The 19,514-nt window shown below is 62.1% G+C and carries 17 protein-coding genes and 2 tRNA genes; 16 read left to right on the top strand and 3 right to left on the bottom strand.

Annotated features, from left to right (window positions below; all coding sequences use genetic code 11):
* Window positions 1-174: 174 nt before the first annotated feature.
* The 5 genes from OU26_RS01090 to pgi all read left to right on the top strand — a co-directional run bounded on the left by OU26_RS01090 (window position 175) and on the right by pgi (window position 4,781).
* Window positions 175-250, top strand: a tRNA-Thr gene (locus tag OU26_RS01090).
* A 104-nt stretch (window positions 251-354) separates the two neighbouring features.
* Window positions 355-435: transfer RNA gene (locus OU26_RS01095), tRNA-Leu, on the top strand.
* A 1-nt stretch (window position 436) separates the two neighbouring features.
* Window positions 437-1,444, top strand: coding sequence for an AEC family transporter (locus OU26_RS01100; protein WP_026647257.1), 1,008 nt, complete (start codon window positions 437-439; stop codon window positions 1,442-1,444).
* Between the two features lie 34 nt (window positions 1,445-1,478).
* A complete protein-coding gene (locus OU26_RS01105) occupies window positions 1,479-2,843 on the top strand; it encodes an acyltransferase family protein (RefSeq protein WP_026647256.1) in 1,365 nt (454 codons plus the stop codon).
* Window positions 2,844-3,083: 240 nt separating this feature from the next.
* Window positions 3,084-4,781: a glucose-6-phosphate isomerase gene (gene pgi, locus OU26_RS01110; RefSeq protein ID WP_026647255.1), complete on the top strand. Its 1,698-nt coding sequence runs from the start codon at window positions 3,084-3,086 to the stop codon at window positions 4,779-4,781.
* A gap of 179 nt (window positions 4,782-4,960) precedes the next feature.
* Here the strand turns inward: pgi and OU26_RS01115 are convergent, their stop codons facing one another.
* Window positions 4,961-5,362, bottom strand: coding sequence for a putative toxin-antitoxin system toxin component, PIN family (locus OU26_RS01115; protein WP_051593022.1), 402 nt, complete (start codon window positions 5,360-5,362; stop codon window positions 4,961-4,963).
* 23 nt (window positions 5,363-5,385) lie between these two features.
* Window positions 5,386-5,658, bottom strand: a complete 273-nt coding sequence (locus tag OU26_RS01120) for an AbrB/MazE/SpoVT family DNA-binding domain-containing protein (RefSeq protein WP_033498799.1) — start codon at window positions 5,656-5,658, stop codon at window positions 5,386-5,388.
* A gap of 424 nt (window positions 5,659-6,082) precedes the next feature.
* On the opposite strand from OU26_RS01120, the gene rplS reads away from it, so the two are divergent.
* From rplS to OU26_RS01145, 5 genes are all read left to right on the top strand, one after another.
* Window positions 6,083-6,448: a 50S ribosomal protein L19 gene (rplS, locus tag OU26_RS01125; protein WP_026647070.1), complete on the top strand. Its 366-nt coding sequence runs from the start codon at window positions 6,083-6,085 to the stop codon at window positions 6,446-6,448.
* Between the two features lie 118 nt (window positions 6,449-6,566).
* Window positions 6,567-7,214 carry a signal peptidase I gene (gene lepB, locus OU26_RS01130; RefSeq protein ID WP_026647071.1) on the top strand — a complete coding sequence of 216 codons (648 nt, stop codon included), beginning with the start codon at window positions 6,567-6,569 and terminating at the stop codon, window positions 7,212-7,214.
* Window positions 7,214-7,930: a ribonuclease HII gene (locus OU26_RS01135; protein ID WP_026647072.1), complete on the top strand. Its 717-nt coding sequence runs from the start codon at window positions 7,214-7,216 to the stop codon at window positions 7,928-7,930. The genes lepB and OU26_RS01135 overlap by 1 nt, the downstream gene beginning before the upstream one ends.
* A gap of 109 nt (window positions 7,931-8,039) precedes the next feature.
* Window positions 8,040-8,801 (top strand): ABC transporter ATP-binding protein, encoded by a 762-nt coding sequence (locus OU26_RS01140; protein WP_051593002.1) that lies wholly within the window; start codon window positions 8,040-8,042, stop codon window positions 8,799-8,801.
* Window positions 8,798-10,303 carry an ABC transporter permease family protein gene (locus OU26_RS01145; protein ID WP_026647073.1) on the top strand — a complete coding sequence of 502 codons (1,506 nt, stop codon included), beginning with the start codon at window positions 8,798-8,800 and terminating at the stop codon, window positions 10,301-10,303. Before OU26_RS01140 ends, OU26_RS01145 begins: the two co-directional genes overlap by 4 nt.
* Window positions 10,304-10,350: 47 nt before the next feature.
* Here the strand turns inward: OU26_RS01145 and OU26_RS01150 are convergent, their stop codons facing one another.
* Entirely contained in the window at window positions 10,351-11,295 is a 945-nt protein-coding gene (locus OU26_RS01150; protein ID WP_026647074.1) for an AEC family transporter, read from the bottom strand.
* Window positions 11,296-11,434: 139 nt separating this feature from the next.
* Between OU26_RS01150 and dapE the strand changes: the two genes are divergently transcribed.
* The 6 genes from dapE (at window position 11,435) to proB (ending at window position 19,484) form a co-directional block, all read left to right on the top strand.
* Window positions 11,435-12,631, top strand: a complete 1,197-nt coding sequence (dapE, locus tag OU26_RS01155) for a succinyl-diaminopimelate desuccinylase (RefSeq protein ID WP_033498822.1) — start codon at window positions 11,435-11,437, stop codon at window positions 12,629-12,631.
* Window positions 12,632-12,961: 330 nt separating this feature from the next.
* Window positions 12,962-15,754 (top strand): Rne/Rng family ribonuclease, encoded by a 2,793-nt coding sequence (locus OU26_RS01160; RefSeq protein WP_026647076.1) that lies wholly within the window; start codon window positions 12,962-12,964, stop codon window positions 15,752-15,754.
* A gap of 144 nt (window positions 15,755-15,898) precedes the next feature.
* Window positions 15,899-16,207, top strand: a complete 309-nt coding sequence (gene rplU, locus OU26_RS01165) for a 50S ribosomal protein L21 (RefSeq protein WP_003807738.1) — start codon at window positions 15,899-15,901, stop codon at window positions 16,205-16,207.
* A 39-nt stretch (window positions 16,208-16,246) separates the two neighbouring features.
* Window positions 16,247-16,498, top strand: a complete 252-nt coding sequence (rpmA, locus tag OU26_RS01170; protein WP_003807757.1) for a 50S ribosomal protein L27 — start codon at window positions 16,247-16,249, stop codon at window positions 16,496-16,498.
* A gap of 78 nt (window positions 16,499-16,576) precedes the next feature.
* The gene (gene obgE / locus OU26_RS01175) at window positions 16,577-18,268 is read left to right on the top strand and encodes a GTPase ObgE (protein ID WP_026647077.1); all 1,692 of its coding nucleotides are present in this window, start codon (window positions 16,577-16,579) and stop codon (window positions 18,266-18,268) included.
* An 82-nt stretch (window positions 18,269-18,350) separates the two neighbouring features.
* Entirely contained in the window at window positions 18,351-19,484 is a 1,134-nt protein-coding gene (gene proB / locus OU26_RS01180; RefSeq protein ID WP_026647078.1) for a glutamate 5-kinase, read from the top strand.
* Window positions 19,485-19,514 lie beyond the last annotated feature (30 nt).

Below are 19,514 nucleotides of genomic sequence, written 5' to 3' on the forward strand. Positions count from 1 at the left end.
CCGCGTCAAGACGGCCCTGCGCCATCTGCTCCGGCACTGAGTTCTTTCGCACACTTCCTGAGGCGCTGATGCGGCCGTCGCACGGCGGTTGACGTGGCTCGATTTGTGCTCGTCCGGTTTTTCCGCTATGCTTGTTGTCTTGTGCGCAGGCGGCATATGCTTGCCGGGCAGCACGCCACTTTAGCTCAGTCGGTAGAGCGGCTCACTCGTAATGAGCAGGTCGACAGTTCGATTCTGTCAAGTGGCTCCATCGCCCTAGATGCGTCAGGCATCTAGGGTTTTGCATATCGGCTGGGATTGTGGTTCCGGTCGGGGCTATGGCTCCGCCATGCGGTGTGCACGATGACGAATAGCGCGCGAGTGGCGGAATTGGTAGACGCGCAGGATTTAGGTTCCTGTGTCTTTGACGTGTGGGTTCAAGTCCCATCTCGCGCACATGTCCACGCTTATTCAGCCGATTGCGCTGTTGGCCATCATCCTCACCGGTTATCTGTTCAAACGTGCCGGCAAATTCAAAAACCGCGACTATCGGATTCTGCAGGTAGCGCTGTTCGACCTGGTCCTTCCCTGCGCGATCATCTACTCGTTCGCCACGAATCCCCACGATTCCAGCATGTTGTGGATCTCCGTCTTCGGCTTTGTGGTGGCATTCATCCCTCCCGTGCTCATCTTCCTCATCACGCGGCACAAGCCGGTGCAGGACCGCGCGTTCACCATGCTCAACGGTTCCGGCTTCAACATCGGATGCTTCTGCTTTCCCGTGGTGCAGGCGTTCCTCGGCACCGCCGCCATCGTTCCGGCGGCCATGTTCGACATCGGCAATTGCGTGATGGTGGCAGCCGGTACGAACGTCATGACGCAGACCCTACTGCACATCCAGCCAGGCAAGACGCTGGACGAGCAGTATCAGGGGCATGCGCCGGTGCTGCCGTATACGAAGCCGAAAGACAAGGACGCCCGCCGTCTCATGCGTCATGCGCTGCTGCGCAACGTGGCGAAAGGCTTCTTCGGATCGGTTCCGTTCGACACCTATCTGGTCATGATCGTGCTGATGCTCGCCGACGTGAAAATCCCCGGCGCAGTGGCCACGTTCGTCGCCCCGCTTGCCAACGCCAACTCGTTCATCGCCATGCTGATGGTCGGCATGCTCATGGATCTGCCTGCGGGTCGCGACGATGTGATGAAGCTGCTGAAGATCATCGGCCTGCGATTGCCGTTCGGCTTGATATTCGCGCTGTGCGCCTGGCTTGTGCTGCCGTTTGGCGCCGACGTGCGCGAGGCGGTGGTGATGTGCTGCCTCGCGCCGATCGCCGTGTTCTCCACGCTGTTCACCGACGAAGTGCTCGGCAACGCGAAGCTTGCCGGCTTCTCGCTGTCCGTTTCCGCGATCATCGGCCTGATCATGATGACCGCCGTGCATTTCCTTATCGCGGCGATAGCCTGAAAACGGTATGCCAATGAAGCCAATGGAAGAACGTATGACCCAACCTGAGGAACGGATGCCGCGGAAAGAACGGACGTCAGCGCGGATCCGTTCGAAATCGCCCCGTATCTTCGCCGTCGAAATGCTGCGATTGCTGACGATCGTCGGCATCGCCATCTTCCACACGTTCCTGCCCGCCTTCGAAAGCGTGCTGGGCTACGGGCCGTGGCCGACCGTCCCGAATGTGCCGATCAGCGCGGTGACGGGCACATTGTGGGCCGTCTGGCTGGTGATGATGATCAAATTCGTGGGCGCGTGGGGCAACCACATTTTCTTCATGATCTCCGGCTATTTTCTGATCCCCCGCATGATGCGCGATTCGTTTGAGACGGGCTATTGGCGACGGCAGGCCGGTGCCACCGTGCGCCGCGTGGCGCAGGTGCTGGCCACGGTGGCGTTCTACACGCTGATCATGCTGGCGGTCGACCGTTTCGTGGCGCCCGTCGCCTCCGCCGGATGGAAGGAATGGTTCCTGCTCGGCCTCGAATTCATCTGGATCTACACGCTCGTGGTGGCGCTCGCCCCAGCCGCCGCCTGGCTGCTGGCCCGCATCGCGCGATGGAACGCCACCGTGCTGGTTGCGTTGGCCGCCGTTGCGATGATGCTGGTCTACGCGCTCAACGCTTACGTGGCGTTCACCTCCACCGGCTCGTTCGCCCTGCTCGACTGGCGCAAATGGATGGGCGCGTTGAGCTACGCGGTTTCGTTCATGCTGGCCGGATTGGTCGGTCATGCGATTCGACGCGCGCGTGGAGTCGTCGCCGGCGATGGCCGTGAAGGCGTCGGCTATGGTCGCGAAGCCGGTCGTGAAAAATCCGGCAGGCCGTTATGGATGCGCGCAGGCGTCTGGGCGTGGACGCTCGCCGCGGTGCTCGCAGTGCTGTCCGCGGTCGTCGCATGGGCCGTGGCCAAGGGCGATTATCCGCTGATGTACCGCCTCTCGTTCAAGTCGACGTCCGCTTTTTCCTTCGTGCTGGCCGTCTGCTCGCTGATGATCGCCGTCACGCGCGGACGGAGCGACGACGTGCGTGACGACGGCGTGCGTGACGCGACGACCGCGCTGCCGGCGGCCGCTCCATCGCACTTCCATAACGCGGTGCAGGCGCTCGCTTCCGGCATTCTCGGCTTCTACGTGGTGCAGTCGCTTGCCGGCGGGCTGTGGAAGCCATTGTGCGAACGGGCGATGGCGCCGGCGCTCGCCAACGCGGCCTTGGTCGGCGGGCAGGCCGCGCGCTTCGGCTGGCTGATCGTCTGGTTTGCGCTCGGCATCGCGTTTTCCGTTGCGTTCGTGGCTGTGGTCTGCGTATGCGATCGTTGCATACGGCAGCCGTTATTACGCGTACTGAAGCTTTCCCGCTGAACGCTGCATACGATTTCAGTAATCGCCCTTTCTTGGGTATGTCGTCGTCGAAAAGTAGTCGGAACCGCGGTATATCGCGCTTTGGAATGAATGCGTTAACTCGGGAAACGTTTTTGTGTTGTTCTGTCGGCTTTTGTGAGTATCTTGTGAGGTGAAGAGAACGGTTCGCGACGTTGGAAATCGAATGTGATTCCGCCGCCGCGTCCCGCTTCATAGTGATGATGAAAGGACCTAACCAACATGGCCATCAATCCTCCCGTTGACGCCACCAAGACCCCGGAGTGGGCCGCGCTGCAGAAGCACTACGACGAGCTGCAGTCCGAGGGCATCAGCCTCAAGCAGTGGTTCGCCGATGACGCCGAGCGCGTCGAGAAGCTGAGCTTCGACGCTGGCGACCTGCACTTCGATCTGTCCAAGAACCTGATCAAGCCGGAGACCCTGCAGCTGTTCGCTGATCTGGCCAAGGCCGTCAAGCTCGACGAGCGTACCAAGGCCATGTACACCGGCGTGCACATCAACAACACCGAGGACCGCGCCGTGCTGCACACCGCGCTGCGTCGTCCGGTTGAGGACGAGGGCAAGTACATCGTCGACGGCCAGGACACCGTCAAGGACGTGCGCGAGGTGCTCGACCGCATCTACGCATTCGCCGACAAGGTCCGCTCCGGCGAGTGGACCGGCGTGACCGGCAAGAAGATCGAGACCGTGGTCAACATCGGCATCGGTGGTTCCGACTTGGGTCCCGTCATGGTGTACGAGGCTCTGAAGCCGTACGCGGACGCCGGCATCTCCGCCCGTTACATCTCCAACATCGACCCGAACGACTTGGCCGAGAAGACCAAGGGCCTCGATCCGGAGACCACCCTGTTCATCATCGTTTCCAAGACCTTCACCACCCTGGAGACCCTGACCAACGCCCGTGAGGCCCGCACCTGGCTGCTCGAAGAGCTCAAGGCCAAGGGCGCCATCGACGGTTCCGACGCCAAGAACGCCGAAGCCATCAAGAAGCACTTCGTCGCCGTCTCCACCAACCTGGAGAAGGTCGCCGAGTTCGGCATCGACCCGAACAACGCTTTCGGCTTCTGGAACTGGGTCGGCGGCCGTTACTCCGTCGACTCCGCCGTCGGCACCTCCCTCGCCGTGGTCTTCGGCCCGGCCCGCTTCGAGGAGTTCCTGCACGGCTTCCACGAGATCGACGAATACTTCGCCAACACCCCGTTCGAGAAGAACGTCGTCGTGCTGCTCGGCATGCTGAACGTGTGGTACCGCAACTTCTTCAAGGTCGCCTCCCACGCCGTGCTGCCGTACGACCAGTACCTGCACCGCTTCCCGGCCTACCTGCAGCAGCTGACCATGGAGTCCAACGGCAAGTCCGTGCGTTGGGACGGCACCCCGGTCACCTCCGAGACCGGCGAGATCTTCTGGGGCGAGCCGGGCACCAACGGCCAGCACGCCTTCTACCAGCTGATCCACCAGGGCACCCAGCTCATCCCGGCCGACTTCATCGCGTTCGTGAACACCCCGAACCCGACCAAGGACGGCGACCAGGACGTGCACGAGTTGTTCCTGGGCAACTACTTCGCCCAGACCAAGGCTCTGGCCTTCGGCAAGACCGCCGACGAAGTGCGCGCTGAGGGCACTCCGGAAGAGATCGTTCCGGCCCGCGTGTTCACCGGCAACCGTCCGACCACCTCCATCTTCGGCGTGGCCCTGACCCCGTTCGCACTCGGCGAGCTCATCGCCCTGTACGAGCACATCACCTTCGTCGAGGGCACCGTGTGGGGCCTGGATTCCTACGATCAGTGGGGCGTCGAGCTCGGCAAGCAGCTCGCCAAGCAGATCACCCCGGCCATCTCCAAGGATGATGACGCCCTGGCCGCCCAGGATCCGTCCACCCAGTCCCTGATCAAGTTCTACCGCGCGAACCGCGAGTTCTGATTTCATCAGAGCGCTGTAACGCGTAGCTGAACATCAAAAGACCCGTCTGCATATCGCAGGCGGGTCTTTTGCGTGCAAGTAAGTCATCGTAGGAATTCACGTGAAGGGCAGACGCTTCTTCTCCTTCACGCACTGTGCCAGATACAAATTACCGTTCGAGTAGAGGCCGTCCGTCTCGTTCAGATATTGTTACCGAAGATGTTTACGTATTCTGATGGGGTGAGGATTTCGATGCCATCGACATGGATGCCATCGAAATCCTTGTCGCCGGTGATGAACAGATCGGCTGCTCCAATGATGGCGGAATAAAGCACGGGGTAATCCATGGGGTCTCGGATCTTGAAGCGTTCCTTGTCCATAGTCAATGGTGTGACGATGGTTTCGAAACTCAAGTGCAGCAGCAGGTCTTCCAGCGCGTGGGCTCGATCTGGCCATTTGCGGGCTACGACCTCTCGGGCCTCATCGATCACATATGTGGACAGCAGCAGTTGGTTGTCGCCCGTTGAGGCGAGCTCGATGGTTCGTTCCAGAGTTGGTGAACGGAATATGAACGCCGAGAGGAGCACATTGGTGTCAAGCATTACACGCATGATGCCTTTTCCCCTTACCGTGCGGTGCGTTCGGTTCGTACGCTTTTGACCAGTTCGACCATATCGTCCATATTCTTGAGCCCGGCTTCCTGCGCGGCTCCGTCGAATGCTTCCTGTGCGGCATGCAGCGCTTCTAGGTTCGAGCTTCGAAGCGAGATGGTGCCATTGTCCTCACGCACGAACAGCACTTTGTCGCCTTCGCGCAGGCCAACTGCCTTGCGGATACTGGCGGGAATGGTGATCTGGCCTTTCGAAGTCACTTTGGCCATGTCTAATACCGAGGTCATGGCTATCTCCTTACTTGTAAGAAATTCATTACTTTCAGTATAGCTCTTGTAGCAATTGCATGCGAAACCTTTGCTGTCTTTTTGTATTTTCGAATGCTGGTTTCGATTGTGGGTGGATAGGAACGGACTTATCCACAATGGACATTTCGATCAGCGCGCAATCGAATAGGTCTTGCGGATGGGGTATTTTTGATTATTGCTGTGCCGAAAGGCGGGACGCCGCATAATCCCGCTTTTCTCTAGGTCCAGCCGGAACAATCGCAGGCAACTCCGATTGTGCGGCAAACGCAGTATTTCCGGCGGATCGGCAACCCTTCGCAGGCAGACCTGCGAGGTGACGAACAGGCCGAGACGGCAATCGCAAGAAAACCGTTCAAAGCCCTTACCTGTGCGCTGATATGCGGCGGCGACTCGAGGAAACACAATGGTTAACGCTATTGAGGCATTTGACGCCAAGCACATGAAGGCGGCCGAGGAAATCCCGGCTTTCCGTCCTGGCGACACCGTTGAAGTCAACGTGAAGATCAAGGAAGGCAACAACTCCCGTATCCAGGCCTTCACCGGCGTGGTGATCGCCCGTCAGGGTGGCGGAGTCCGTGAGACCTTCGTTGTTCGCAAGATCAGCTTCGGCACCGGTGTTGAGCGCCGCTTCCCGCTGCACTCCCCGGCCATCGACTCCATCAAGGTGATCCGCAAGGGTCGCGTGCGTCGCGCCAAGCTGTACTATCTGCGCAACCTGCGCGGTAAGGCCGCTCGTATCGTCGAGCGTCGCGACAACTCCGAGAAGTGAGTTCGAATCGCGGATAAAGCGTGAAATCGGCTCTTCGGCATTCCGCTGGAGGGCCGTTTCCTATACTTGGCCGCTATGATAGGGGCCAGTGCGTGAAATCGGACGGCAAAGGAACCCCATGAAGCATGCCAAAATGAAAGCCAAAAGCGAGGAAAGCTTCGGCTGGCGAGACACTCTGATCTGGTGTGGCATACCTGTCGTCATCGTGCTGCTGGTGCGTCTGTTCCTGTTCGGTTTCTATGTGATTCCGTCCGGCTCCATGATGGACACCATCGAACCGGGGGACCGGGTCATCACCAGCAAGCTCACCCCCAAAGTCTTCAAGCTCCAGCGCGGCGACGTGGTGGTGTTCAAAGACCCCGACCATTGGTTGCAGCAGGAGAACAGCGGCAAACTCGGCGGTGACTTCCTCATCAAGCGGCTCATCGGACTGCCTGGCGACACCGTGGCCTGCGAGGGACCGGGCAAGCCGGTCACCGTCAACGGCACAGCCATCGACGAATCCTCGTACATCCGCCCGGGCGTGGATCCCAGCGCCTTCCCGTTCAGTGTGAAGGTGACCGCCGGACACGTGTTCGTCATGGGTGACAATCGTTCCAATTCCGCCGATTCCCGGTACCATCAGGACGATTCCTCACATGGTCTCGTACCGGTTTCCGACGTGGTCGGCGTCGGCCTGGTCAAGTATTGGCCACTAAATCATATCAGCACGCTGGATGCACACCACGACGTGTTCAAGGACGTGCCGGAAGGAGCGGACGACTGATGTCCGTTTCGGTGACGCCCACATTGGATATGGAAAGGGCGATCGCGGAGCGCGGCTTCGACGTGATCGTCGGCTTCGATGAGGTCGGACGTGGCTCGCTTGCGGGTCCCGTCATGGTCGGCGCCGCCGCGATACGCGCGCGCGACCTCATCGGCGCATCGCCGCTTGCCGTGCCGGAGGGCGTGGCCGATTCCAAAATGCTGACGGAGCATAAGCGCGAAGCCATTTTCGACGAGCTCGAAAACTGGTGCGCGTCCTGGGCCGTCGGCGCTGCCACCAACAAGGAGATCGACGAGTGGGGCATTTCGCATGCGCTCGGCGTGGCTGCGTTGCGCGCGCTTGCTGAGGCGGAGACGAAACTCGGCATCGACGGCGATGGGCTGCTTGGCGGCGAACCGGTGAAGGTCGGCGCGATTCTCGACGGGCCGAACGACTACATCACCAAGGCGCTGAACACCTTCGACGCTCCGGAGGTGCCGGTGCCTGCGGAAGTCGCCACCAAAGTGAAGGGCGACCGGTACTGCGCCACCGTGGCCACCGCCGCCGTCATCGCCAAAGTCACGCGAGACCGGCTCATGATCGAGCTGGGGGAGCGTCCGCAATACGCGCCCTACGAATGGGACCACAACAAAGGCTACGGTTCCGCGGCCCATCGCGCCGCCATAGCCGAACACGGGCCAAGCGACCTGCATCGCCTATCCTGGCATCTCGTCTGAATCCGGGCTTGTCCCTAATCCTTCCGAATGATACGCGTGGCCGGCCCAGCATGGGTTTCATCCCACCGCCCGATGGCCGGGCCGTGACGATTCTCGTAGCGTACGAAGTATGGAACACATACTTCAGGCGACCGATTTGGTCATGGATTACTCGGCCCAGCAAAACCATACAGTCCACACGTTGGCGCTTGACCACGTGAGCTTCGCCATTCAGGCCGGCGAGAGCATCGCCGTCATGGGACCGTCAGGCTCCGGCAAATCGACCTTACTGCACGCGCTTGCCGGTATCATCGCCCCGACCGCAGGTACTGTGGTGTTTAAAGGCGTTGATTTGGCACGGATGAGCGATGCGGACCGCACCAAGCTGCGCCGCAACGCTTTCGGCTTCGTCTTCCAATCCGGCCAATTGCTGCCGGAACTGCCAGCCGTCGAAAACATCGCCCTGCCCATGATGCTGGGTGGCGCGGATTACCGACAGGCCACCGACGCCGCCATGTTGTGGTTGGAACGATTGGGATTGCGGCAGCTCGCCCAGCAGCGCCCCGGCGAAATGAGCGGCGGACAGATGCAACGCGTCGCCATCGCCCGCGCACTTGCCGTACGCCCTGCCGTCATCTTCGCCGATGAACCGACAGGAGCGCTCGACCAACAGACCGGCCACGAGATCATGGGTATCCTTATGCAGGCCGCGCGTTCGACCGGTGCTGCCGTCATCGTCGTCACACATGATCCGAACGTCGCCGCGTTCTGCAACCACACGGTTACCATGCGCGATGGCAGACTCTATTTACCGAAGCCAGCGCAACCCGGGCCATCCACACAATCCGCACAGCCCGCACGTACGCCGTCAACCAACGGAGGCGCGCGATGAACACCTTCCAATTATGGCGATTGTTCCACCGCCCCGGCACACGCGGTTCAACCAGCCACACTTCCGTGCTGGCAATCACGGCCTTCGCCTCCACAACCGCCATCTTCCTCACCGTGCTCGGTGGCGTGCATGGCTTCATCTGGCGGGCCTCCGCCGACCACACGTTCGGTTGCATGATCAATTCCAACAGGTGCGCGCCCGGTACATACGAAACATGGTCCAAAACCCTGGCGCACGCCGACAAGCTCGTCGCCACGGTCGGCGACGGCCATTGGACGGCCGACCAGGCCACAGCCGTCATGAACACCTATTCCGACGGCTATGTGCTGCTCGCCGCATTCGCCAGTCTGCTACTCATCGTGCCGTTCGTGGCGCTCGCCGGCTCGGCGGCCCGTCTCGCGGCCTCCCGCAGGGACGCACGTCTCGCCGCACTGCGACTTGCGGGCGCCACCACCGCGCAGGTCACGAAACTCACCGCGCTCGATGCGGGTGGCCAGGCTCTGCTTGGCGCGCTGGTCGGCATGGCCGGCTACTTCGCGCTGATACCGGCGATCATGCTGCTCAACTTCCAAAACCAGCATTTCACCTTCGAACAGTTGTGGGTGGGACTGCCTGCTCTGGCGACCGTGACCGTCGGAGTCACGCTGCTTGCCTTGGTCTCCGCGCTGGTCGCCCTACGCCGCGTGGCCATCACCCCGCTTGGCGTGATGCAACGTACCGGACAACCCATGCCGTCCGCATGGCGCGCACTGATTTTCCTTGCCGTGTTGGCCGTAGGCTACCTGCTGCTCAACAGCATCTCCGCATTCGCGCACTTGGGTCAGATGGTGGTCTACGCCATCATCTTCGGCGTCTTCTTCCTCGGTTTCGCCATGGTGAACGTCGTCGGTACCTGGGTGGTGGCGATGCGCGCCAGATCGCGTGCGAAACACCCGAAGGACGCGGCCACTATGATTGCCATGCGCCGTATCCTCGACAATCCCAAGCGTGCTTGGCGTAACGTGTCCGGTGTGGCGCTCGCTGTGTTCATTGCGGGGATGACGTCGGTGTGCGGATTGCTTGCCACCGGAATCGGAGGCAACCACGACCCGTTCGACCCATCTATGCTGTACATGCGCGATATAGCGATGGGTGGTTTCTTGACGCTCGCCTTTGCCGCGGTGCTCGCCGCCGTCAGTTCCGGCGTGATGCAGACGGGCAACGTCTACGACCAGGCCGACGAGTACCGCATGCTTGCGTTGGAAGGCACGGATGAGGCGACGCTCGACAAGGCACGCATGATGGAAGTGATCACCCCGCTCAACACGGTGATGACCGTTTCGTTGGGGTGCTCGGTGTTGTTGCTGTTTCCGATTCTGGCAACGTCGTTGCTCAATCCGGCTTCGTTGCTTACGTTGGCCGCGGGAATCGGCTTGTGTTATGCGCTGATGGTGCTCGGAGGGTGTGCCGCGAATCATGCGGCGCACGGGCTCGGTTATGCCGGCTACCGTATGGACGATTGATGGCCTCGCCGCGGCGGTCGTGGATACCGCGGCGAGGACTGGCGAGGTCAGCCGAGCAGCACCGCGATGATTGCGATGAAAATCGGCGACGACAACGTCGAGAACAGAATGCCGTCGCGTGCGAAGGATAGGCCCACGTTGTATCGCGCCGCGTAGTTGTACACGTTCTGCCCGGTCGGCAGGGCGGCGAGCACCACGCACGCGTACAGCGTTGCGCCGCGGAAGCCCATCACGAAGTAGCTCAGCAGGAACGCGATGATCGGCATCACGATGTTCTTCAGCGCGGCCACGGTGAACACCGCGGGGATGTTCGCCTTGTCCTGCAGCGGCTTCGTGCCGTGCAGCGACATGCCGAACGCCATCAGGATCATCGGCACTGCGGAGTCGCCAATCATGTCGATCGGGTCGTAGATGAAGCTCGGCACGACGAAATGCCCGACCTTCGCGGAGATGGCGGAGACGGCGATGCCCAGCAGCGAGCCGATGAGCAGCGGTTGATGCAGCGGCTGCTTGAGGATTTCCTTGGCGGACACCTTGCCCTTGGTGGTCACGTCGAGCACGGTCAGGCCGATGGGCGTGAACACCGCCTGCTGCATGACCAGGATCGGCGCCACCAACGCTGGATTGCCCAAGATGTACGTGGCGATAGGCAGGCCGATGTTGTTGGAGTTCAAGTACAGCGAGTTCAGCGCGCCGATGGTGGCGTCGGCCGCCTTCAGGTGGAAGAACAGCTTGTTGAGGATCAGGAAGACTACGCCCACGAGCACCGCCGAGAAGAACGCGACGATGATGGAGGAGTGGAAGATTTCGAAGATCTTCTCTTTGGAGAGGATGGCGAACATCAGGCACGGGCTGGAGATGAAGAAGCTGAACCTGTTGAGCACCATCTGCGCGGTCGGTCCGCCGATGCGCATGCGCGCGGCCACATAGCCCGTGGCGATGACGATGCCGATGACGCAGAAACCTTCCATCGCGCTTAACAGACCCGGCATTGCACTCTCCTTTTCGTAGCGGCCGTCGCCTTCCGGCCGCTACCTAGTGTGGCACCATGCGCGCGGAAGCGGTGTGATTCGTCTCAAAAGCACGCCCGCTACGCGGCTGACGGCACGGCCTTGCCGGATAATGGACGGCATGAGCGAACTTACGATTGGATTTTCCGCTTCCGCCAGCAGGCAGGAGCAGTTGAACGAGCTGATGGACCAGATCATGGGCTCCTATTCCGTCAGCGACGACGAAGGCCCGCTGACGGACGCCGTCGAGGCTTTTCTGCGGAAGCAGCCGCATCTGACGGTGCGCAGGCATGGTGACACTTTGGTTGCGTCCACCGATTTCGGTCGCGCCCAGCGGGTGATCCTCGCCGGGCATCTCGACACGGTGCCGGTGATCGACAATTTCCCGCCGAAATGGCTGGAACCCGGCGATCCGCTGATTCGCGAGGACGTGGCCGCCGGCCATGAGCGCGAGCGTGTGATCTGGGGTCGCGGCGCCACCGATATGAAGGGTTCCGATGCGGTGATGCTGTACCTGGCGGCCACGTTGACCGACGCGAAGTACGACCTCACATACGTGTTCTACGACCACGAGGAGGTCGCCGCCGAGAAGAACGGACTGCGCAAGGTGGTTGAGGCGCATCCGGATTGGATCACCGGCGATTTCGCGATCATCGGCGAGCCGACCGACTGCGGCATCGAAGGCGGTTGCAACGGCACGATGCGCTTCGATGTGATCACGCATGGCGTCGCCGCGCATTCGGCCCGCGCTTGGATGGGCAGCAACGCGATTCACGCCGCCGCCGAGATTCTGAACCGTCTGAATGTTTATGAGAACCGCGCTATCGAAGTGGATGGCCTCACCTATCAGGAGGGGCTGAACGCCACGATGATTTCGGGCGGCAAAGGCACCAATGTGATTCCCGACGAGTGCCGTGTGCATGTCAATTACCGCTTCGCGCCTGACAAATCGCTGGCCGAGGCGAAGGCGCTGATGATCGGCGCGAATGCGGGGGCGGAGCTCGGTAATGGCGAGCATCGTGCCACAGGCGGTGTGTTCGAAGGTTTCGGCATTGAGATGAAGGATGAGTCGCCGAGTGCGCGTCCGGGGCTCAATTCGCCGCTCGCCCAGTCGCTGGTGTCGCTGGTCAAGGAGCGTACCGGCCGCGATCCGCTCGCCAAGCTCGGTTGGACGGATGTGGCGCGTTTCGCCATATTGGGTATCCCCGCGGTGAATCTTGGCGCAGGAAGCCCGCTGCTGGCCCATAAGCATGACGAGCAGCTGCCGGAAAGCGATCTGCTACTCATGGCCGACCTGCTGGAGGACTGGCTGCGCTGAACCGTATATTTTCGGCGTGTCAACGCGAATGACCGGAAAACGGAGCGTGCGGAAGGGGAAATTCCCCAACCTGTCACGCTCCGTTCGTTTTTGTGTCATACTTATAGATGGTGGTTCTGCAAGCCGCCGACGCATCCGATGGCGTTGATCCCCTCGCGTGAATGTTTCTTGAGTCGCGGGCGCAGGTGTCCGCCGTCGCATGATGAAGACTTTTGACGGAAGTTGCTTCCTACGGGCGCCATGACGCGCGGCCACGGTGAGAGCGTGGTGTGAGAACCGTTGGGGCTTGAGTGAAGGCGATGCGATTGCAGCGCGTTGCCGAGGAGCGTTGTGCCTACTACCAATGAGGGCCTCGATAAGGTCGAGGCTGCTGTGTCATCCGATAATTCCACCAATAATGCCGATAATGCCGGAAATTCCGCCGGTTCGGTCTCGTCCGACCCGGCTCCGCGCCGCCGTCGTGGCGGTCGCCGCGTGGTGCGTGGCGTGGGCGCGGCGGGCGCGTCCCTGGAGCTGAAGGTCGAGGAGCATGCCAAGGCGCCGTTGTTCGAGGAACCGAAGCTGGAGCCTGTCCGTCCGGGTCAGACCGATTCGGACGCCGATGACGCTGATAACGCCGAACCGTCTCGTCCGGTGCGCCGTCGCCGTCGCGTGACGCAGGACGATGCCGACGACGAGAGGCAGGACGATCGTCCCGTGCGTCGCCGTCGTCGTTCCTCCGTGGATGCGCAGGATGAGGACGATCGTCCGGTGCGCCGTGGACGTCGTCGTATCAGCGATGCGTCGCATGACGATCGCAACGACCGTGATGTGCGCTCCAACCGTGACGAGGAATCGACCGAGGATCGCGCGCTCGACGCCGTCAACGCGCTGCCGGAAGGCCATGAGACCCGTCATAACCCGCGTCCGATGACGTCGCTACTGTTCCAGGAGCCGATTCTGCCGGCCGCTCCGTCTTCTCGTGATTCGTCCGATGACGTCGATTCCGACGTCCGTTCCCGCGATATGGACGATGCCGACGAAACCCGCGATGGCAATCGTCCGTCGCGCCGTCGCCGTCGTCGCAGCCGCGATACGGACGTGACGGATCGTGAGGATTCCCTGCGCGACGATCGCAGCGAGCGTAGCCGTCGCGATGACGATGCCGACGGTGAGGAGGAAGGTTCCCGCCATTCGCGTCGTTCCCGTCGTCTGAACGCGCAGGAGCGTCGCGCCGCGGCCGAGGTGGAGCAGATCGAGGAGGACCTGGTCCTCGATGGCATCACGTATGCGCCGATCGATGACGAGTCCCGCAATGGAAACGATGATGATGACGAGCAGCCGACGCGTACTCGTCGCCGCCGTCGCGGACGCGGCAACCATGAGGAAGCCGACGAGCAGCAGACCTCCGAACGCGAATCCCGTCGCCGTCATGAGGATGACGATGAGGAAGAGGGCACGGTGACCCGTCGCCGTCGCCGCCGCCGTGGAGGGTCGAAGGCCGAGGAATCGGACGAGACGATGTCCCGTCGCTCCCGCAAGCAGCAGTACATCGACGAAATCACCGACGTCGAAGGATCCACCCGTCTGGAAGCCAAGAAGCAGCGCCGCCGCGACAACCGTCGTGAACGCAGCCGTCAGAACCAGCTCATGGAGCAGGACTTCCTGGCCCGTCGCGAACACGTCGAGCGTCTGATGGTGGTGCGCGAACGTGAGCGCCACACCCAGATCTCCGTGATCGAGGACAACATCCTCGTTGAGCATTACGTGTCGGACATCCAGGAGGTGGCCACCGTCGGCAACATCTACCTCGGCCGCGTGCAGAACGTGCTGCCGAGCATGGAGGCCGCGTTCGTGGACATCGGCCAGGCCCGCAACGGCGTGCTGTACGCCGGCGAGGTGAACTGGGATTCCGCGCGTCTGGAAGGCCAGCCGCGCCGCATCGAGCTCGCGTTCAAGTCGGGCGATCCGGTGCTGGTGCAGGTCACCAAGGATCCGATCGGTCACAAGGGCGCCCGTCTGACCTCGCAGGTCACGCTGGCGGGTCGTTTCCTTGTGCTGGTGCCGTCTGGCGGTATGACGGGCGTGAGCCGCAAGCTGAGCGAGCGTGAGCGCAGCCGTCTGAAGGGCATCGTGTCGAAGATCGCGCCGAAGGACATGGGCGTGATCATCCGCACCGCTGCTGAGGGCGCTTCCGAGGAGGCCATCACCAAGGACCTCGAGAATCTGGTGCGCCAGTGGGAACGCATCATCGCCAAGCGCGACGAGTTCCTGCACGGCAAGCGTCCGAAGCTACTGCAGGGCGAGCCGGATGTGGCCATCCGCGTGGTGCGCGACATCTTCAACGACGACTTCTCCAAGATGATCGTCGAGGGCGATCGCGTGTACGAGCGCATCGAGGAATACCTCGACACCATGGCTCCCGATCTCAAGGACAAGCTTGAGAAGTGGGATCCGGCCGAGCATGACGGCAAGGACGTGTTCGACAAGTGGCAGATCGACTCCCAGCTCAGGAAGGGCATGGAACGTCAGGTCTACCTGCCGTCCGGTGGCTCCATCGTGATCGACCGCACCGAGGCCATGACCACCATCGACGTGAACACGGGCCGTTTCATCGGCCGCGGCAAGAGCCTTGAGGAGACGGTGACCCGTTGCAACCTCGAAGCGGCCGAAGAGATCGCGCGCCAGCTGAGGCTGCGCGACATCGGCGGCATGGTGATGATCGATTTCGTCGACATGGTCATGCCTGCCAACAGGGATTTGGTGCTCCGCCGTCTGGTGGAGTGCCTGGCGCGCGACCGCACCAAGCATCAGGTGGCCGAGGTCACCTCTCTGGGTCTGGTGCAGATGACGCGCAAGCGCATCGGCCAGGGTCTGGTGGAGGCGTTCTCCGAGGAGTGCCCGACCTGCAAGGGACGCGGCTTCATCCTCCATGACGAGCCGACGGTGTCCGCGGATTACGATGATCCGTACGCCTTGAAGGGCGGCGACCCGTTCGTCAAGACCAACAAGCATGGCCATGGCACGGACGTGCAGGTGCCGAAGGGCTCCTCACCGGACGTGAAGGCCAAACTCGCGCAGATCGCGGCGGCAGCCGTGGCCGCCAACAATGCGGACCTGGGCGGGGAGGAACAAGAACAATAAAGGAAAATCCCGGTATGTCAACCTGACACGCCGGGAGCAGACTTGCGGTTGTACGCGGGTATGTGTAAATTAGATTGCTGGTGTCTGGCCGCGAGGCTCGAACGTGCCGGGCAGTAAGCTTTCCAAGTTAATAAAGGAACGGATATGTACGCTATTGTGAAGGCCGGCGGCCATCAGGAAAAGGTCGAGGTTGGTGACGTCATCCTCGTCAACCGTCTCGATGCCAAGAAGGGCGACACCGTGGAATTCCCGGTCGCTCTCGTTGTGGATGGTGACAAGGTCACCGTCAACGCCAAGGATCTCGCCAACATCAGCGTCAAGGCTGAGGTTGTCAACGACGAGGCCAAGGGCCCGAAGATCAGCATCATGAAGTACAAGAACAAGACCGGCGTTGCTCGTCGCAAGGGCCATCGCCAGCAGCTGACTCTCGTCAAGATCACGGCAATCGCCTGATTCTCGCAGGGTTAGAGTCAAGGACCGAAAGGAACAGACATGGCACATAAGAAGGGCGCGTCCAGCTCGCGCAACGGTCGCGATTCAAACGCGCAATACCTCGGTGTGAAGAAGTTCGGCGGCGAAGCCGTCGTGGCCGGCAACATCATCGTTCGTCAGCGTGGCACCAAGTTCCACCCGGGCGAGAACGTCGGCATGGGCAAGGACCACACCCTGTTCGCCCTCAAGGACGGCAGCGTGAAGTTCGGCGTGCGTCGTGACCGCAAGGTCGTCGACGTGATTGCCGCCTGAGACACGCGCAAATAACGCTTTTTGATGAAAGACCGCGCCCGTTATGGACGCGGTCTTTCTGCTATGTAAGGTAGATACATGAGTGATTTTGTGGATCGAGTGACCGTCCATGTGAAGGGCGGCGACGGCGGCAACGGCTCCGCCGGCATCCGTAGGGAGAAGTACAAGCCGTTGGCCGGTCCGAACGGCGGCAATGGCGGCGACGGCGGTTCCGTGATCTTCATGGCCGATTCGAACGCCAACAGCCTGCTCGACTACCGCTTCATGCCCCACCGCGAGGCGGAAAGCGGCACCATGGGCCTGGGCGATACGAAGGACGGTTCGAAGGGCGCTGACCTGATTCTGCCCGTTCCGGTGGGCACGGTCGTGTTCGAGGCCAAGGGCCCGCAGGGCAAGCCGAAGCATCCGGGCAAGCAGCTTGCTGATCTGCGTCATGCCGGAGACCGGTTCGTCGTGGCCGCGGGCGGCAACGGCGGCCTCGGTAACGCGGCGCTGGCCAATCGCACCCGTCGTGCGCCGGGATTCGCCCTGCTGGGCGAGCCGGGCGAGGAACGTGACGTCATCCTCGAGCTCAAGTCCATCGCCGACGTGGCGTTGGTCGGCTTCCCGTCCGCGGGCAAATCGTCGCTGATCGCGGCGATGAGCTCCGCCAAACCGAAGATCGCCGACTATCCGTTCACCACGCTCGTGCCGAATCTCGGCGTCGTGGTGGCCGGCGACATGCGCTACACCATCGCCGACGTGCCTGGTTTGATTCCGGGTGCGTCCCAAGGCAAGGGACTTGGACTGGAGTTCCTGCGCCACATCGAGCGTACGGAGATCATCGCCCACGTCATCGATTGCGCCACCCTCGAACCCGGCCGCGATCCGATGAGCGACTACCAGGCGCTCGAGCGCGAGCTGGCCGAATACGCCGACAAGCTGGAGCTGCCGCTTGGCGCGATCCCCATTCCGGAACGTCCGCGCATCATCATCCTCAACAAAGTGGATGTGCCGGAAGCCCAGGAGCTCGCCGAATTCGTCAAGCCCGAATTCGAAAAGCTCGGCCTCAAGGTGTACATCATCTCCACCGTCTCCCATGAGGGCCTGAAGGAGCTCAACTGGGCGTTGGCCGATCTCGTGACCAACATGCGCGCGGAAGTCGCCAAGCGCGAGCAGGCTGAGGAAGAGGCCCGCGTGGTCATCAAGCCGCTCGAGGAGCCGCGCAACCGCCGCCGTCGCAACGATGAGGGCGGCAACGCGCTCGACTTCACCGTGGAACGCAAGGAGAACGGCAACGGCGAGGTCTGGTACGAGGTGCTCGGCACCAAGCCGGAACGTTGGGTCATGCAGACCAACTTCGACAACGACGAGGCGGTCGGATATTTGGCCGATCGTCTGGCCAAGCTGGGCGTCGAGGACGAACTGCGCAACAAGGGCGCCAAGCCGGGCGACGAAGTGCGCATCGGTCGTGGCGATCGCGCCGTGGAATTCGATTGGGATCCGACCATCGCGGCCGGCGCGGAGATGCTTGACGGCACCCAGTTGGGTGCACGCGGCGTCGACCTGCGTCTGCAGGAATCGGACGGCCGCGCGCAGCGCCGCACCAACACGGAACGCCGTCGCCAGTACCACGAGATGATGGACGCTCGCCAGGCCGTGCGCGAGGCCATGATGGCCGAACGCAAGGCCGGACACTGGGCCGATCCGTCCGTGGATGACGACCGTCACGACGAGACCAGTCTTTTTGGACGTGGCGAGTCCGTCGACGACGAGGATGTGGAACAATAGGAACATCCAAAGAAGCCCGCCGATGTGCCGATGGCATGTCGGCGGGCTTTTCCAATGGCCGGTAACGGTACCGGGAGGAACTATGAACACGCCATCGCAAGCGCAGGTGCGCAGGGCTATAGCCGAAGCACAGACCATCGTGGTGAAAGTGGGCTCAAGCTCGCTGACCGAGCCGAGCGGACACTTGGATCCGCAACGTCTGAACGCGCTGGTCGCGGCCATCGCCCGCGTGCGATTGATGGGAGGACGCGTGGTGCTGGTCTCCTCCGGTGCTATCGCAGCCGGCTTCGGCACGCTCGGCTTCGACAGACGCCCGACCGACGTGGCCGACCAGCAGGCGTGCGCGGCCGTCGGCCAGGGACTGCTTATGGCGCAGTACGAGACGGCGTTCGCCCGCTATGGGCTGCGCGTCGGACAGATCCTCATCACCGTATCCGACACCATCGCACCGCAGCAGTACCGCAACGTGCGCCGCACGCTCGACCGTCTGCTCGACCTGGGCGCGGTGCCGATTATCAACGAGAACGACTCCCTGGCCTCCAACGAGATCCGCTTCGGCGACAACGACCGCCTGTCCGCGCTGATCGCCAATATCGTCGTCGCCGACGCGCTCGTGCTGCTCACCGATGTGGACGCGCTGTACACCGCGCCGCCGAGCGAGCCGGGGTCGAAGCGCATCTCCTACGTGCCGAACGTCGAGGACGCGTTGGCCAAGGTGCAGGTCGGTGGCACCGGATCGAACGTCGGCACCGGCGGCATGGTCACCAAAATGGAGGCGGCGCGCGTCGCTGCGGTGTCCGGCATTCCGGCGGTCCTGACCTGCGCTTCGAACGCGGGTCCCGCGATGATGGGCGATCCGGTCGGCACGGCTTTCGCTCCGATCAACGACCGAGGTTCGTCACGGCGTCTGTGGATTGGCTTCGCATCCCATCCGCAGGGCACGCTGGTGGCCGATTCCGGCGCTGCCAAGGCGGTGCGCGGGGGAGCGGCGAGCCTGCTCGCGGCCGGCGTGGTGGAAGTGAAGGGCGATTTCGCCGCGGGAGACGCGGTATGGGTCGACGACGAGCAGGGCAACCATCTGGCGAAGGGGTTGGTCGGCTTCGATTCCGAGGAGATCCCGCAGATGCTCGGCCGCAACACCACGCAGCTCAAGCGTTTCCTCGGCGAGGAATACGCGCATCCATTGGTACATCGGGACAATCTCGTACTGGTCTGAACGCGTCCGTCCGACGTTCGGCGCGTGCCC

The organism is Bifidobacterium ruminantium DSM 6489 (genome assembly GCF_000770925.1).
GTDB lineage: Bacteria > Actinomycetota > Actinomycetes > Actinomycetales > Bifidobacteriaceae > Bifidobacterium > Bifidobacterium ruminantium.